14 protein-coding genes are annotated in these 15,605 nt (G+C 46.6%); 5 read left to right on the top strand and 9 right to left on the bottom strand.

Translation table 11 applies throughout. From position 1 onward, the window contains the following. Positions 1-143 precede the first annotated feature (143 nt). Positions 144-3,146 carry a plasmid replication protein, CyRepA1 family gene (locus PN466_RS23615; protein WP_271944610.1) on the top strand — a complete coding sequence of 1,001 codons (3,003 nt, stop codon included), beginning with the start codon at positions 144-146 and terminating at the stop codon, positions 3,144-3,146. 170 nt (positions 3,147-3,316) lie between these two features. Here the strand turns inward: PN466_RS23615 and PN466_RS23610 are convergent, their stop codons facing one another. Beyond that, positions 3,317-3,886 (bottom strand): Uma2 family endonuclease, encoded by a 570-nt coding sequence (locus PN466_RS23610; protein WP_271944608.1) that lies wholly within the window; start codon positions 3,884-3,886, stop codon positions 3,317-3,319. Between the two features lie 74 nt (positions 3,887-3,960). Then, positions 3,961-4,806 (bottom strand): shikimate dehydrogenase, encoded by an 846-nt coding sequence (locus tag PN466_RS23605; protein ID WP_271944606.1) that lies wholly within the window; start codon positions 4,804-4,806, stop codon positions 3,961-3,963. On the opposite strand from PN466_RS23605, the gene PN466_RS23600 reads away from it, so the two are divergent. Then, complete coding sequence (locus PN466_RS23600) at positions 4,805-7,744, top strand: GAF domain-containing protein (RefSeq protein ID WP_271944605.1); 2,940 nt, start codon at positions 4,805-4,807, stop codon at positions 7,742-7,744. The genes PN466_RS23605 and PN466_RS23600 overlap by 2 nt on opposite strands. A 28-nt stretch (positions 7,745-7,772) precedes the next feature. On the opposite strand, the gene PN466_RS23595 is transcribed toward PN466_RS23600, so the two are convergent. The 5 genes from PN466_RS23595 to PN466_RS23575 all read right to left on the bottom strand — a co-directional run bounded on the left by PN466_RS23595 (position 7,773) and on the right by PN466_RS23575 (position 10,763). Next, complete coding sequence (locus PN466_RS23595) at positions 7,773-8,354, bottom strand: hypothetical protein (RefSeq protein ID WP_271944604.1); 582 nt, start codon at positions 8,352-8,354, stop codon at positions 7,773-7,775. A 199-nt stretch (positions 8,355-8,553) separates the two neighbouring features. Beyond that, positions 8,554-8,775, bottom strand: coding sequence for a Nif11-like leader peptide family natural product precursor (locus PN466_RS23590; protein ID WP_271944602.1), 222 nt, complete (start codon positions 8,773-8,775; stop codon positions 8,554-8,556). Positions 8,776-9,079: 304 nt separating this feature from the next. Beyond that, on the bottom strand, positions 9,080-9,553 hold the full coding sequence (locus tag PN466_RS23585) for a hypothetical protein (protein ID WP_271944601.1): 474 nt from the start codon (positions 9,551-9,553) through the stop codon (positions 9,080-9,082). 417 nt (positions 9,554-9,970) lie between these two features. Further along, positions 9,971-10,324, bottom strand: coding sequence for a VOC family protein (locus tag PN466_RS23580; RefSeq protein WP_313898693.1), 354 nt, complete (start codon positions 10,322-10,324; stop codon positions 9,971-9,973). Positions 10,325-10,388: 64 nt separating this feature from the next. Further along, entirely contained in the window at positions 10,389-10,763 is a 375-nt protein-coding gene (locus tag PN466_RS23575) for a J domain-containing protein (protein WP_271944598.1), read from the bottom strand. A 301-nt stretch (positions 10,764-11,064) separates the two neighbouring features. Between PN466_RS23575 and PN466_RS23570 the strand changes: the two genes are divergently transcribed. After that, the gene (locus PN466_RS23570) at positions 11,065-12,228 is read left to right on the top strand and encodes a pyridoxal phosphate-dependent aminotransferase (protein ID WP_271944597.1); all 1,164 of its coding nucleotides are present in this window, start codon (positions 11,065-11,067) and stop codon (positions 12,226-12,228) included. 113 nt (positions 12,229-12,341) lie between these two features. On the opposite strand, the gene PN466_RS23565 is transcribed toward PN466_RS23570, so the two are convergent. Together PN466_RS23565 and PN466_RS23560 are read right to left on the bottom strand one after the other, a co-directional pair. Further along, on the bottom strand, positions 12,342-12,746 hold the full coding sequence (locus PN466_RS23565) for a phage holin family protein (RefSeq protein ID WP_271944594.1): 405 nt from the start codon (positions 12,744-12,746) through the stop codon (positions 12,342-12,344). Continuing rightward, a complete protein-coding gene (locus PN466_RS23560; protein ID WP_271944592.1) occupies positions 12,733-13,215 on the bottom strand; it encodes a hypothetical protein in 483 nt (160 codons plus the stop codon). Before PN466_RS23560 ends, PN466_RS23565 begins: the two co-directional genes overlap by 14 nt. A gap of 222 nt (positions 13,216-13,437) precedes the next feature. On the opposite strand from PN466_RS23560, the gene PN466_RS23555 reads away from it, so the two are divergent. Together PN466_RS23555 and PN466_RS23550 are read left to right on the top strand one after the other, a co-directional pair. After that, a complete protein-coding gene (locus PN466_RS23555) occupies positions 13,438-14,463 on the top strand; it encodes an ABC transporter permease (RefSeq protein ID WP_271944590.1) in 1,026 nt (341 codons plus the stop codon). After that, positions 14,460-15,602 carry an ABC transporter permease gene (locus PN466_RS23550; RefSeq protein WP_271944588.1) on the top strand — a complete coding sequence of 381 codons (1,143 nt, stop codon included), beginning with the start codon at positions 14,460-14,462 and terminating at the stop codon, positions 15,600-15,602. Before PN466_RS23555 ends, PN466_RS23550 begins: the two co-directional genes overlap by 4 nt. The last annotated feature ends 3 nt before the right edge of the window (positions 15,603-15,605 follow it).

Here is a 15,605-nt window from a genome sequence, read left to right as displayed (position 1 = left end):
TCTTGCTCGCTACCTTTCTCTATGGCGATCGCCAAACGCCCCCTACATCTAGAGTCATAAATCTTCGTTAACTGACTTGCCAACTACAGATAGTGTGGTTTACGATAAATACCCCTATCTCTAGTCAAGCCAACGCAACCGCCGTGAACCACCTACTTGAATGGGAAGCCAGTGGAGTCGATCTCCAGCTTACCCGCCTGAATGTCATCCCCCTCGAAGGACAAACCCCCTACGACTATCTCTTGTACGCAGACGACCTGCCCCGCCGTAAAGATGGCCGGTTGCGAGCTACCATTATGCAACGCTATCAACATCTTCGGCAAGGGGGATGGTGGTGTTCCGGTATTAACCCCATTACTGGAGAAGATGAGGACTGGGGATGCTTCAAACCCGCTCAACCGCGCTATGCAGATGGCAAACCGATCAAATACGAACATCCCCCCAAAACCCCCACCCGACTCTTTGCCCTGCGAGTTACCCAGTCCATCTGGCAAACGATCGCCAACCGGGGAAACGTCCCCCTCACCCCCGAACAGATCCAGCCCGAACACTCCGATCGCGGCTTTTGGCAGTGGGTAAAAGATAATCCCAGCCTTCCCCTGTGCATTACCGAAGGAGCCAAAAAAGCCGGCGCTCTGCTCACCGCAGGCTATGGAGCGATCGCCCTTCCCGGTATCCATAGTGGCTATCGTATCCCCAAAAATAACCAAGGTCGGCGCATCGGTCATCCCCATCTTATCCCTGAACTGCAACCCTTTATCGCTGCCAACCGACCCATATATATGGTCTTCGACCAAGACACCAAACCCCAAACCCTACGCGCCGTTCAAACCGCCATTCGCCGCATGGGGTATCTCCTGCAACAAGCCGGATGTCAAGTCAAGATCGTCACCTGGAACCCAGAATGGGGAAAAGGAGTAGACGATCTGATCGCCAGCCAAAGTTCAGCCCGCTTTCACCAAGCCTACAGCCAAGCCATCCCCTTTGAGCGCTGGAAAGCCACCATCACCCAACAGCTCACCTATCCCCGCACCCTCACCCTCAATGACCGCTATTTTCCGGCCACTCTTCCCCTACCGGAAAGCGCCCAACTGGTAGCGATCAAATCTGCGAAAGGAACCGGGAAAACCCAACTACTCGAAACCATCGTTAATCAAGCCAAACGCGCAGGACAACCCGTCCTTGTCATCAGTCATCGGGTGCAACTGGTAGAATCTTTAGCGACTCGGTTTGGCCTTCCAACGCTTGCGGGTGAAGCCTCTCCAGATCCGGGGGTGGTGCTGTGCATTGACTCGCTGCATCCCAACTCCCGCGCCCAGTTTAATCCCCAAGAGTGGCAAAATGCCCTGGTGGTGATTGATGAAATCGAGCAAGTACTGTGGCATGGTTTAAATTCCAGCACCTGTCGTCGTCACCGGGTGGCTATTCTCAATACCTTGAAAACCTTAATCCAAAACGTTTTAGGGGGCAGCGGTCAAGTTTGGGTAGCCGATGCAGACTTAAGTGATATTGCCCTAGATTATTTGATTGCCCTCTCTGGAATTGACCCGGATGTAGCGGTGGTGGAAAATACCTGGAAACCGAGCGCCCAAGAGGCTTGGCGGGTATATAGCTATGAGGATAAAACCCCAGAGCGCCTAGTCCAAGATTTAGCCCATCATATTGCGGCTGGGGGACGACCAATGGTCTGTTTATCGGCTCAGAAACGGGGCAGTAAGTGGGGAACCATTACCCTAGAGAGCTATCTACAGCAGCGATTTCCTGAGCATCGGTTTTTGCGCATTGATTCGGAAACGTTGTCCGATCCAACTCATCCCGCTTATGGTTGTATGGATCGCGGCCAGAGTTTAGATGAATTGTTGAGTCAGTATGATGGCGTTTTGGCTTCTCCAGCCATTGAAACCGGCGTGAGTATCGATCTTCGGGGTCATTTTACCTCGGTGTGGGCGATCGCCCAAGGCATCCAAGCCGAGAACTCTGTCCGCCAAGCTCTGTCACGAGTCAGGGAAACTGTGCCTCGATATCTCTGGGTGGCTCCCTATGGCTTTAACCGGGTGGGAAATGGATCTACCTCTCTTGCCAGTTTACTCAGTTGCGAACATCGGTTAACTCAGATGAATATTCGCCTGTTGCAACAGTCCGATTTTACCCAGTTGGATGGTTTAGACTTAGGATTTCAAGCAGAGTCCCTCATGACTTGGGCCAAATTGGCAGTACGGTTTAATGGGGGAATGGCGCGGTATCGCGAAGCGGCGATCGGCGGATTAATGGCTGAAGGTCATGTTTGTCAACCCGCAGTAGAGCAGACGCAAGCGCCAGAAGAGGAGAGCGAACCGAGCTTAAAGACTATGATCGATCGCGTGTTGGCGCAAAATTATCAGGCAGAATGTGAAGCGATCGCCCATTCCACGGTTCAACTGACTTCCGTGATTTCCCCGCAAGAGATGTGCCATCGCAGTAGTCAAACCCCCGATCAACGACACCGATCTCGCCATCAGGAATTGTGGCAAAAGTATGGAATTCCCGTGACTCCGGAGTTAGTCAGCTTAGACGATCGCGGCTGGTACGAGCAATTGCAGTATCATTATTTTCTCACCGTCGGCCGTCCCTATTTAGCCGATCGCGATACGGCTATGGCACGGGAGTTACTATCACGGAGATCCGGTGGTCTCTTTTTACCCGATTTCAACGGCTCTCAATTGGGGTCAAAGATTGGTGCGATGGAACTTTTAGGCATTCCCGGTTTAATTGCCGATGCAGAGCGCGTATTTATGAATACCGATATCGATTTGCAGCAGTTACAGGACATTGCTCTCTCGAACCGTCAGGAAGTGCGATCGCTCTTCGGTATTGGACTAGCGAAAAATTCCTCTGGAATTATGATTATGCGCCGTTTCATTAACCTCTTAGGCTATAGTCTAGAATATCAACGTTGCACGAGTCTCAAGGGTTCGCAAAAACGCCTACGCATCTATGGCTTAGTTTGTCCTGAAGATCCCAGAGAACAAGTGTTTCAGCAATGGTTAGAGCGCGATCTCACGGATCGAAATACCTATCCTCGCATCCCGTTGACGCTTCCCGATCTAACTAAGGTAGAGGAGTCGGAGGGCGATCGCTACCAACAACTGAGTCTATTTAAGGAATAATTTAGGGCATCTTTATTCATTGCTTTTCGAGGTACATTTCCATCCTCCTTCAAAAAGGTAGGACTGTGGGATTCTCCCCATGCTTTTTGGGGAGATGAGAGAATCTTTTCCAACTGTACCTCATTACACAGTTTCTCCATCTATTCGTAACATTCACAATTTCTAAAACTTTATTCAAAATCCCATGGCTCGAATAAATCTGATACTGCCATCGAAAACCCCACTATCACATCCTCTCCATCAAGTGTATCTCCTACCCGCAAGAGACGATCAGGCTCAGGAGAGTGATAAACCAAGATATACCGTTCATCAGGATGAATCATCCACAACAGGCGCGTCTGATTCTGGAAATACTCTACGATCTTGGTATGCATTTCCTCTACTGTATTTCCTGGGGACAAAATTTCCACCACTAAATCTGGCGATCCCTGAAAAAATCCCCGGGGCGGACGGCTTAATCCCTTCAATCTGTCACGACTGATAAAAGAAATATCGGGCGATCGCCGATTACCCTCTTTTAAGGTAAACGCTGTACTCGAATCACACACTGCCCCTAATTTATTTTGGCGTACAAAAGCCATCAATTCGGCTACCAAAAGACAGGCCACATAGCCATGCTCCATTCCCGAATTTCCCATATCGACTAACTCCCCATCCACCAACTCGTAACGATGCCCATCACTGGATAGCGCCATAAACTCATCATCTGTCCAGACTTTAGCAACAGTAGCAACTGTCATACTCAGTCCTCTTAAAATAATTGTTAATTGTTTCGGCTGTCGCCGACATGAAAATTGTTAATTATTAATTGATATTACAGCGCATCCAAAAGTGCTTGACGCATCACCCCAACGGGAGTGGGTTCATCAAGCCACAATTGTAGAGCGGCTGCTCCTTGCTGAACGAGCATTTCTGTACCATCAATCGTGAGCAGATCGATCTCCCGTCCCAATTGTAAAAAACGAGTCGGACGAGGATTATAAATCAAATCATATAATATGGCTCCTTGAGGCAAACGAGCCAAGAGTTCCCCATCTACCGGAGTCTCATTGACATTGGGAGACATACCGATGGGTGTAGTATTGACCAATACTGTGGTTTCAGGTAACAAATCCGGTAACTCATGCCATTCATGAATCATTACAGGATTGGACCAACTCCGTTGAAAAGCTTGCAAACGCTCAAGATTACGCCCCACCACATGCAAGCGCTCAACCCCTAACTCCAAACAACCGGCAACCACTGCTCGGGCCGATCCGCCATTGCCTAAAATCACCACTTGTGCATTGGACCACTTCTGATGCTCCTCTTTCAAAGGAGCAATAAATCCCAAAACATCTGTATTGGTTCCTTCCCATCCCCGTTCCGTTCGCCAAACTGTATTCACTGCACCCACGGCTTGGGCAACTGGGGAAATTTGGGATAAGTAGGGCATAATTGCTCTTTTGTGGGGAATAGTGACATTAAACCCAACCACCCCAACCGCTTGAAATCCCTCTAGGACAACCTCCAATTGGTCTTGGGTAACCGGAAAGGGGACATAGACATAATCAGCACCTAGATGGGAAAGGGCAGCATTTTGCATCACCGGCGATCGCGAATGCTTAATCGGATCGCCAATAATACCCAGTAAACGGGTGGTTCCTTGAATCTCTTGCATGGGTTTAATCTCTCGCCAAAAGAAGGCCTTGTACAATCAGGGTATCATTGAGATTGATTGCATAGCTAAATCCATTCAGATCGGGTTGCACGATATGATCGCCAACGAGAGCTACTCCCTGACTCCTTCTTCAAAATACGCTACTGGCCTGGATTTGGCCAGGGGAATGAAAGCCAAAACCCGAAATTATCGTACTCTGATTTCGACGATATTTTTCTGGACGGCTGCCCACCCCCTGCTGACAATAGCCGTTTGCCAGGCGATCGCAGATTCTGAGGATGCACCCATCGTGGGTCGCGAAGAAGAATGGATTTCTAAGTTAGTGCAAAGGGAATTAATTCAGAATTGGGAAAACAATGAAGAATTAAAACATTTACGCAGTATTCGCGATCGCCTCTTACAACCCCAACCGGCAACCTTGAACTTGCTTCGATTGTATGAACAAGTATTGGCAGACGAAGGGATACCGGCTAATGAGAGTCCGGAACAGCGCGAGTTACGGACTATGGGATTAGCGATGCGCGAACAAGGGCGTTTATTAATCCATAACCGTATCTATGCCGGAATTTTTAATGCTCAATGGGTCGAGAAGGCGATCGAAACCATTGAAACCGAGTTAGAAGTCGATGAAACCGAATTCCTGAAAACCTTTACCCAACTGGAGCGGAAATTACTGGTTTCTCAAGTAGATTTCCTTTCAGAAGGACAAACCCCCGAAGAAGGCCATCAATCAGCCCAAGCCCTATATGAGGTGCTGCGAGATGTGACTTCTACGGTGGGGCAGTTGCTCCGGGCCGAGCGGACTACCATCTTTTTGCTTAATGATGAGAAAACAGAGTTATGGTCTTTGGTAGCTCAAAATGAACAGGGTGAATTCCTCGATATTCATGTCCGAGTTGGCGAAGGCATTGCTGGAGGAGTTGCCCAACTCAAGCGGGTAATTAATATTCCCAACAATGTGTATGACGATCCGAGATGTAAGTTGGTGAAAGAATACGATCAAAAGTATAATTATCGCACTCGCAATATTTTAGCCTTTCCAATTTTAGATGAGCAAAAGAATGTGGTAGCGGTGATTCAACTGCTCAATAAAATTGCACCCAAAACTCCCAATAGTCCCTCGCGTCCAGTGCAAGGGTTTACCCGCAAAGATTTAGAGCGCTTGGTTAAATGTGTGCTTCCCATTCGTCAGATTCTGCAAGCGTGTCAATCATCCTATAAAGCGACTAAAAAGTTACGGGCAACGGCGGCACTTACGGAAGCAACGCGATCGCTCGATCAGATTAACCTCGATACTCAAACCGTATTACATCGGGTGATGAATACGGCCAAAAAACTGATGAATGCTGACCGCTCCACCCTCTGGTTACATGACCCTCAAGCTGGGGATTTATGGACAGAGTTACCCGGAAAAGGGAGAATTCGATGTGCGATCGGAGTAGGATTTGTTGGTGAAGTTGCCCAAGCCCGGCACACCTTGAATATTCCCTTTGACCTCTACAATGACCCCAACGCTGAAAATGCAAAACGCACCGATTCTCAAACTCGCTATCGGACGTGTAGTTTACTCTGTATGCCCATCGAAAGTCCAGAAGGTGAATTACTCGGTATTACCCAATTAGTCAATAAGCGTAAGCCAGGCAATCATCCCGAATATAACAAAGAAGATTGGCCCGCAGTTCCTGATTATTTAAAAGCCAGTTTTGACCGCAACGATCAACAAACTATGCAGTTATTTAATGAACGGGTAGCGGTACTACTCCAGTTTATTAGAAGCCATGAAAACTTGAAGAAACAAGCGCAAATTGATCCCACTGAGGTAACCCAGCAAAGCTTAGTTTTATTGAGTCAAATGGAGTTGGATCGAGCATCTAACCAGGAAGCTGCTTACCATTCTTTAGCTCATTTTCTCCAACCTCTGCACACCTCTGTAGAACAGGCGATCGGAGTAGCCAAAGCCACATTATTTATTCTGGATTCTAGCCGGAATAACCTCTGGTCTGCCATTTTAGATGCCCAGAAAAAACCTAAATTGATTACTGTTTCGACAGAGCAAGGGTTAGCCAAAACCATCGTCAGTAGCCAAGACTTTAAAGGAACTAATAAACTGGGAAATTTAGCCGATCCCTTAGTCATTCAAGGAGCTGGTAAAATCGCTAATTATAGCCAGTTATTCTTATTTCCCCTAGTCAACGATCAGAAGGAAGTCGTCGGAGTCGTTCGCTTATTTAACAAACAGACCGAAGGTCGTCTCGATCCCAAAGGCTTTAACCGTACCGATGCCGATCGCCTGCAAGAGTATACCCAATTAATCTCCCCCATTCTCCAAGGCTTCCAATCCTTCTATACTGACATCCCCACCTTGAGAAAATCGGGTCTAACCGTTGATCCATTAACTCACGCAATTAATCTGATTAAAAGCAGTAGTAGTTCCGCAGAAGAGATTATTCGTAATGTAATGCAAGCCGCAAAAACCCTAACTGATGCTGACCGCTCTACCCTTTGGTTAATCGATCGAGTCAATAAACAGCTATGGACTAAATTACCTCAAAGCGATGGCTCCTTAATTGATATTCGCATTCCCATGGGAGAAGGGTTTGCTGGTCGTGTTGCCCTGACAGGACAACCCTTGAATATTCCCTTTGACTTATATGATTATCCGGGGTCGGAAATTGCTCAACAAACGGATAAAAAAACGGGCTATAGAACGTCTAGTTTGCTTTGTATGCCCGTGTTATCCAAAGATGGGGAACCCTTGGGAGTCACCCAGTTAGTGAATAAACGCAAATCCGGACAATTTCCAGCCTACGATCCTAGCACTTGGCCCCAAGCACCCGAGCAATTTAAGACCAGTTTTAGTGCGAAAGATCAAGAGGATATGGAAGTGCTAAATACCCAAGTAGGAGAAGTATTACCGGGAATTTTAGAGGATAGTTAAAGGTTGCGTCTACTCTAGCTGACTCGGTCTATCGAGAAGCTAACCACTGGGCATCTGGCTCTAAAATCCAAAGGGTAAATTGGGGAGAGTTGGGGATAATCAAGATTTTATCTCCCTTCTTGGCTAGACGCAGAGCTATTTCTGAGGCTTGATGAATATCAGGAAAGCTCTTAAAGAGACTGTAATATTGGTTCTCACATTCAATTGCTTCTAGGGAATCGTTTAAGTCAGGGACTTGAATATACCCAAGTTGATAATCTTCTGGAGAATTGAGAATTTTATAGGGTGGCTCTGGAGGCTTGGCAGGGGTTTGAGCGTTCTGTGCTTTTTGGGTAGAACGGGAAACGGGAGACCCTTGAGCTTCTTTGACCCAAAGGGCACTTCCTTTTGGAGTAGGAGTAATAATAACTTCATCTCCTCGCTTAGTGAGGCGTTCGGCGATGGTTTCGGCGCGTTCACTGTCTTGAATAACTTGAAAGAGACTATAGTAGGTTTGGTTGACTCGAATGGCAGCAATGGGACGATCAAGATCGGGGACATTGATCTTACACGGTTTGTACTGACTGCGATCGCTGAGAATTTGATAAGAGACGACAGGAGAATTGGGCATTTTAATCAAAGGGAGCTAGATTCACGGTTTTACTCAATTGTAAGAGTGTTGGGTCGCCAATGTCTTAAGGAAAATTACAGATCTTGATGAACCATTAACCCAATTTCCACCGCTATCGTCCCTGCGGCTTCCTGTAAAGCGGTATTAAACTGAGGTTTGTTTAAGAAGCCAGTCTTTAGGGGGGACAAATCGTTCGATGTTATTTCAACCAAATGAATCGTCGGGGCGGGAAGCCCGAAAGTTCAAAGGAATTGCCGTACTCCTTGAGTACCTGATTCAGTTCCTCGATTGTAAATTTGTATCCATCCTTGTTGGCCTTCTCGACAAATTCATCTTTACTCTGAGTTTTGTCGTATTCTTCCCGAATTTTAGGATCTTGTCCGCCCGCCTCGAGCAATTTTTCTACATTTTCTGTGGACATATAATATCGCTCCGAACCTATGTTTTAGGATTAGGTATGAGTTGATTATCCCAGCCTGGTTGGTCAGAAAGTGTTACAGCATTTACTAAAGTGCAAAAACTAATCTGTAGGTGCGATCGCCCCCAAATCTCTTAAGGAAATTTACAAATTTTCATGAATAATCAAGCGATTCCCATCCGGATCATAGGCATAAATTTCTCGGCCAGAGGTCTGTTCTTGTTAAAATACACAAAAAAATGCACTTGCAGTTACCTGCAAAAGTGCATTTTTTTCTCAAACCACTTTTCTACAAGCATTTTAGGAACTACGCTTTGACAACTTGAGTGTCAAACGTGAAGGTAGGCTGGTTCTTGTAGTCAACGGTGTATTTGGGGAAGAAATACACATTATTAGTGTAATTATCAGGCAGTGGAGGACCTTCAATCGCACGGACGATTTTCATGGTAAATTGACACCGACGACTCCAGGAACCCGGAGAAATATTGCCCAAGTTAGTGAACTCAATAAAGTCTGCCCAATTAGTAGTGGAGGGAACGAGAAGTTCAGTATCAACAATAGGCTCTGTTGGAGTTTCTCCTGTGGTGATTTGTACTGAATCCAATACAATGGGAATAGGCAGTAAATTTTTTAGCCAGAAGTAACTTGTGTATACACACCCATTACTGTCAGCAATCAAGAGCTTGTTCGAGTACTGGTAGTAAATCTCAATGACCGGATCGCTGATAGTTTTAGATGACCAAGAAAAACTTCCATTGATTATAGAAGGCGTTGTACTCATTAGTGTTGACCTCGTTGTGTTTGTCGTTTGTTTGCAACTAAGGTGTAATCTACCCTAATTCAAACTTTTCCCTAGAATCATCAGGTGAATATTACCCACCGACTATATAACAATTCTAGCTTGAAACTGGACTTTTCTCAATAGCCCGATTTTTCAATTTCATAATTAAGACGATTTCAGGAGGTAACTTCTGACTTCTTTCGGTGAAACATTTTCTCGCTCGCAGGCCAGGTCTTTTCACTCGATTAGAATCATATCGACTAAGGGCGATCGCCTCATTTACTTATCTCAATCCTCATCCTCATTATTGAAAGCTCACGAACTAGACTTAGATCTCAAACCAACCCACAAAAGTGTTACATCGTTTACTCAATGCTCCAAAAACCTAACCTAGCCTCTTACCTGTTGCCTTTTGACTTACCGATTTTCATGAATAATCAGTCGATTTCCATCGGGATCATAGGCATAAATTTCTCGGCCATGGGAAGCAGTTTGAATGGCTCCAGGAGGAGGATAGCCTAAATGACTCAGACCGATGATCGCGTCCTCAATATCCTCGACTTCTAAACATAAACTCATGGATCCTGGGGTAGAAGAGTGAAATTCTTGGCGATCGCGGGGTCGAAATAATCCCAAGCGCAACCCCCCGATGATAAACTCCGCATACACCCCTGGAATTTCTCGCTGTGCTTGAGTGTTCAGCACACAACGATAAAAATCCCTTAAGGTTTCTACATTCTCCGTTGCGATCGTTACCCAGAGTTCTGACATCACCATTGCGCTACGAATAGACTCTTGCCTATTCCCTCTCTATTGCCTGACTTTTACACGAAGTCTAATCTAACCAGTTTTGCATATCTCGGCTATGATGACGAATATAGTCATCTAATGCCCGGTTATAATCTTCTCTTCTAGCTTGGGAAAAGCCAGATGGCTCATAAGGGTTTGGTGCAGAGGGTTTCGTCCTTGCCCAGGCGCGATCGCTCTGATGTACTGATGCCATCACTAAATTTCTTTGAGACTTCAACTGCTCATAGGCTTCATTGAGTTGTTTTATTTTTTCTTGGGCTTTGTGATAAAGGCGGGGATTATGAACAAAACGGTCGGGATGCCAGACCATCACTAAATCCTTGTAGTTTTGGTGAATTTCCTCCAAACTAGCGTTAGGAGCCACTTCTAAAATCTCATAACAGTGATGTAAGTGACGCATAACGACAACTCCTGTCGAGAAATAAACAATAGTGTGCAGCAAATTGGGTCAGTTCAGGGACTTTCCACACATCAGTTCAAAAAACCTTGCGTTTCCAGTTTTTATTTAAATTAACTTCACACAAGTATTAGTAACTTGGATTACCGAATGTAAGAATTACGTTACAAACTCAAAGGCTAAAAAAAGTTGAATCTCTCTAGGCAAAGTGATATTCTCTGCCAGAATAGACAGTTGGCGGTCGCGAAGCGACTGGGCAGGAGTATCGCCCTTAATCAACATAAAAGAAGGATCTGGAGCAACTATGAAGTTAGCATCTCGTGTAGCACAAGTAACCCCCTCATTAACCTTAGCGATCAGCGCTAAAGCCAAGAAAATGAAAGCTTCCGGGTTAGATGTGTGTAGCTTTAGTGCTGGAGAACCAGACTTTGATACCCCCGACCACATTAAAGCGGCTGCACAAAAAGCTCTTGATGAAGGGAAAACCAAATATGGCCCAGCATCAGGAGAACCCAAGCTGAAAGAGGCGATCGCCCAAAAGTTAAAGAAAGATAACCATCTCAACTACCAACCCGAAAATATCATTGTCACCAATGGGGGGAAACATTCTCTCTATAATCTGATGATGGCCTTGATTGAACCGGGAGATGAGGTGATTATTCCCATTCCCTATTGGGTGAGTTATCCAGAAATGGTCGCTTTAGCCGGAGGAAAATCGGTTTTAGTCACGACAGATGCAGCTACCGGCTACAAAATTACGCCAGAACAACTTCAAAACGCCATTACCCCCAATACCAAACTATTTGTTCTCAACTCCCCCTCGAACCCTACAGGAATGGTTTACACTCCAGAAGAAATCAAGGCTTTAGCGGAAGTAGTGGTCAAAAATAATCTGTGGGTGGTCTCCGACGAGATTTATGAAAAAATTCTCTATGATGGAGCCGTTCATCTGAGTATTGGCGCTGCCAGTCCAGAAGCATTTGAGCGCACTATTATTAGTAATGGGTTTGCTAAAGCCTATGCCATGACGGGTTGGCGAGTTGGCTATTTGGCTGCCCCTGTGGAACTGATTAAGGCCTGCAATACCATTCAAGGTCATAGTACCTCAAACGTTTGTACCTTTGCCCAATATGGGGCGATCGCCGCTTTGGAATCTTCCCAAGACTGTGTAGAAAAAATGCGCCTTGCCTTTGATGAACGCCGAAAAGTCATTATTGAGCGCATTCAAGCCATTCCCAAGTTATCAGTACGTGAACCCAAAGGCGCGTTTTATGTCTATGTCAACATCGGCGAAGCGGGTCTTAAATCCACCGATTTCTGCACTCAGTTCCTAGATAACTATAATGTAGCGACCATTCCCGGTGTTGCCTTTGGTGCAGACGATCATATTCGCCTCTCCTATGCCACGGATATGACTTCGATCGAAAAAGGCATGGAGCGGTTAAGTAAATTTGTACAAAGTCTGTAATTAAACTGATTTCTGAGAGTAGGGCTTTAGCGCTAAAGTGTTCAGAGCGCTAAAGCCCTACAACAAATCGCGCACCCCATACCTTACTTTAGATAAGACAGCCCATTACAGGACTAGAAATGGCCGGCATCCGGGTCATCTTGCAGTAACGTTTGAGTCGTTTTCAGGAGGCGATCGCGGGTTTCACGCATGTAGGGACCTTGTAATCTTTGAGACCCCCATTGCATTAAGATCAGGCCAAATAGCAAGTCCACCAAGGCCGTCAGAGCAATAGCACCCAACCAACCCAGTCCTAAATGCTGTAAAGTCACCACAACGGTCACTTGCAATAGGGCAATTCCAGTCATTAATAGGCCGGTTCCCACCAGCAAGATCAACAGTCCCTGAATTAACCGTTGCTGTTCTTGGGTCGCTTCCCGTACAGCTAGGTCTTGGTGCATGTCAACCAGCACTCGCAGCAAACGGACCCCACGAGTAAGGTAAACATGCAGACCATCTAAGAGTTCATGAACGGCCACGCCCACCCCCTGCGACCAGTAATCCCAGAATAAACCCAACACCCAACGCGGTTAATAAACTGGTTCCCACATGGTCTTTAGCCTTTTCACTCACCTTCGGGAGAACATCCTCTTCAAATTGAGCAACCAGTTTTTCGGTACGTTTTTCCAAGAGTTTCAGGGTTTGATCGACCTGGGATAAAACTGGAGATTTGGAGGGTTCTGAGGTGGAAGGGTTATCCTGTCCGTTAGCCGAGTCCGTTTGCCAAACCTGGTAAAGTTCCGCTAAATGGCGGCGAATTAAAGCTTTTGTCCGTTCTGTACGACTGGCAATATATTGGATCGTTGCCTCTAAATCTGTTTGGCTTTCGGATAATTGCTCAGAGTCTAAAACCGGCCATTCCTCGAGAATGAGGGGAGAGAGAGACTTGGAGACTTCAGAAAAGGTTTCAGAAGAGAGAGAGGGAGAAGAATGGGTTGAGTTGACCATGGATGAAAGGATGAAGCTCTTCAGCTAAGGACTCTTCCATAGTATCGCGCACTGTTGGAAAACCTTTGTGTATCTTAGATTAGAGTGGAAACCAAAAACCTATCTATACCTTCCATTGCCCCACCAAAGCCTAATATTAACCTTTTCTTTACGCTCTGTTTAAACTCGTGCGGTAAATGTATAGGAGTCTGAGACGAAGCCGAACAGGGTTATTGAGAATTGATGCTGTTATCTGGTGCGAACAATGAGGCGTTTTGGCGCTTTCTGGTTGGACGGCTTATTGTAGCAATTTTAACGTTATTGGCGGTCTCCTTTATGATTTATGCTCTGATTGAGCTAATGCCGGGAGACTATGCCGAGCGGGAGCTATTCCGCAAATATTCGGGGACGGGAGTGACGATTACCCAAGCGGAAATTGACCAAGTGCGCGCGAACTTGGGATTAGACCGACCGTTTTTAGTCCGCTATGGGGAATGGCTGTGGAATGTGGTAACGCGCTTCGATTTTGGCCCTGCGTTTCGGGTGGAAACGTCAGTTAATACGCTGATTCAAGGGAAGTTTCTTTATACTTTTGTCCTGGTCGTAGGGGCAATGTTATTTTCCTATGTTGTCGCTATTCCTGTCGGGATTTGGGTCGCGACTCGAAAATCGGGAATTGCGGATAGCCTGGTGACTCTATTGTCTTATTTGGGACTGGCGCTGCCGAATTTTGCGATCGCCCTTGTCCTCCTGATGCTTAATGCCTTTGTGTTTAACCTAGACGTAACCGGCTTAGTCTCGCAAGCCTATCGCGATGAACCTTGGTCAATGGCCAAATTCCTCGACTTCCTCGGCCATGCCTATATTCCTCTGCTGGTCTTGGGTTGGTCTACCACCGCCTTCCAACTGCAAACCATGCGCGGGTTAATGAAAGATGAATTGGGCAAACTCTACGTTACGGCTGCACGAGCGAAAGGATTATCGGGTTGGCCCATGTTAATTAAATATCCGGCTCGTCATGCGGTGATGCCCATTGTCTCGACTATTGGCTTCGACTTTGCCCGTTCCTTTAACGAACTTCCTATCGTGGCCTCTATTCTCGTTTTAGGAGAACTTGGTCAAGAACTCCTGCTCGCCTTCCTGGATGCTGACCAAAATACAGCCGCCGGAATTTTAGTTTGTGTCACCAGCATTATTATCGCTGCTAATTTTCTCTCTGACCTGCTGGTAGTTGCCATTGACCCTAGGGTGAGGTTAAAAGGACGATGAATCAACCGATAACTAACATTAAACAGAAAAAAGAAGATTACTATACCGCGTCCCAATGGCAACTCTTTTGGTCGAGATTTAAGACCAACCGCCTGGCAGCTTTGGGGGGAGCAGTTCTGAGTCTCTTTATCTTCATTGCCTTATTTGCCGAATTTATTGCGCCCTACTCCGGACTGGCAAATGACCGTAATTCTGACTATACCGCCGGTCCGCCCCAACTGATCCGATTATGCGACAGTGCAGGCTGTCAAGCTTGGCCGTTTGTCCATGATATGACTAGTGGCTACAATGTTCTGGAAAAGCGCTATATCGTTGAGATTATTGAAGAAGACGGAAAACCCGTGCGGCGTAACCTGCGCTTCTTTCACAAGGCAGGCGAATATAAGCTTTTCGGCATTATACCGGGCGATCGCCATCTTTTCGGCACAGATCGAGGCAAAGTGCATCTTTTTGGTACAGACTCTAGCGGTCTCGACCTCTTCAGTCGCGTCATGTTTGCCACCCGCACCTCCCTCACCATCGGCTTCTTAGGCATCATGATTTCCTTTATTCTCAGCCTCTTCTTTGGGGGAGTGGCTGGCTATATTGGCGGTTGGGTAGATACCGTCATTCAAGCCTTTACTAACTTAGTGCGCGTCATCCCTCCCATACCTCTATATATGGCCCTCACCGCCATGTTTCCCCGCGACTGGTCAAACCAACAAGTCTATTTTGCCATGACTCTAGTCATGGGACTGGTTAACTGGCCCACCCTAGCGCGGCGTATCCGTTCCTACCTGCTTGCTTCCCGCGAAGAAGAATACGTCCTGGCTGCCCAACTCTGTGGAGCAAGTGGTTGGCGCATTGTCACCCGTCATCTTCTTCCCGGTTTTGCCAGTTACATTATTGTCGAACTGGTGATTAACTTCCCTTACCGCATCCTCGATGAAACTGCCCTTTCCATCGTCGGCCTAGGTTTGCGACGACCAACCATGTCCTGGGGCGTTCTCCTGCAAGAAATGACTACTGTTCAAGCCATTCAACTTACTCCCTGGTTCTTCATTCCCCTAATCTTCTTCGTCGTCGCTGTCCTCTCCTTCACCCTCCTCGGTGATGGTTTGCGAGATGCCGCAGACCCCTATTCTGGCATTCGACGGTAATTA

Origin of the sequence: Roseofilum reptotaenium CS-1145 (assembly GCF_028330985.1) — a bacterium.
In the GTDB taxonomy this organism is placed as follows: Bacteria; Cyanobacteriota; Cyanobacteriia; order Cyanobacteriales; family Desertifilaceae; genus Roseofilum; species Roseofilum reptotaenium.
Note: the sequence above shows the minus strand (reverse complement) of the source record. Positions and strands in the feature narration are given on the sequence as shown.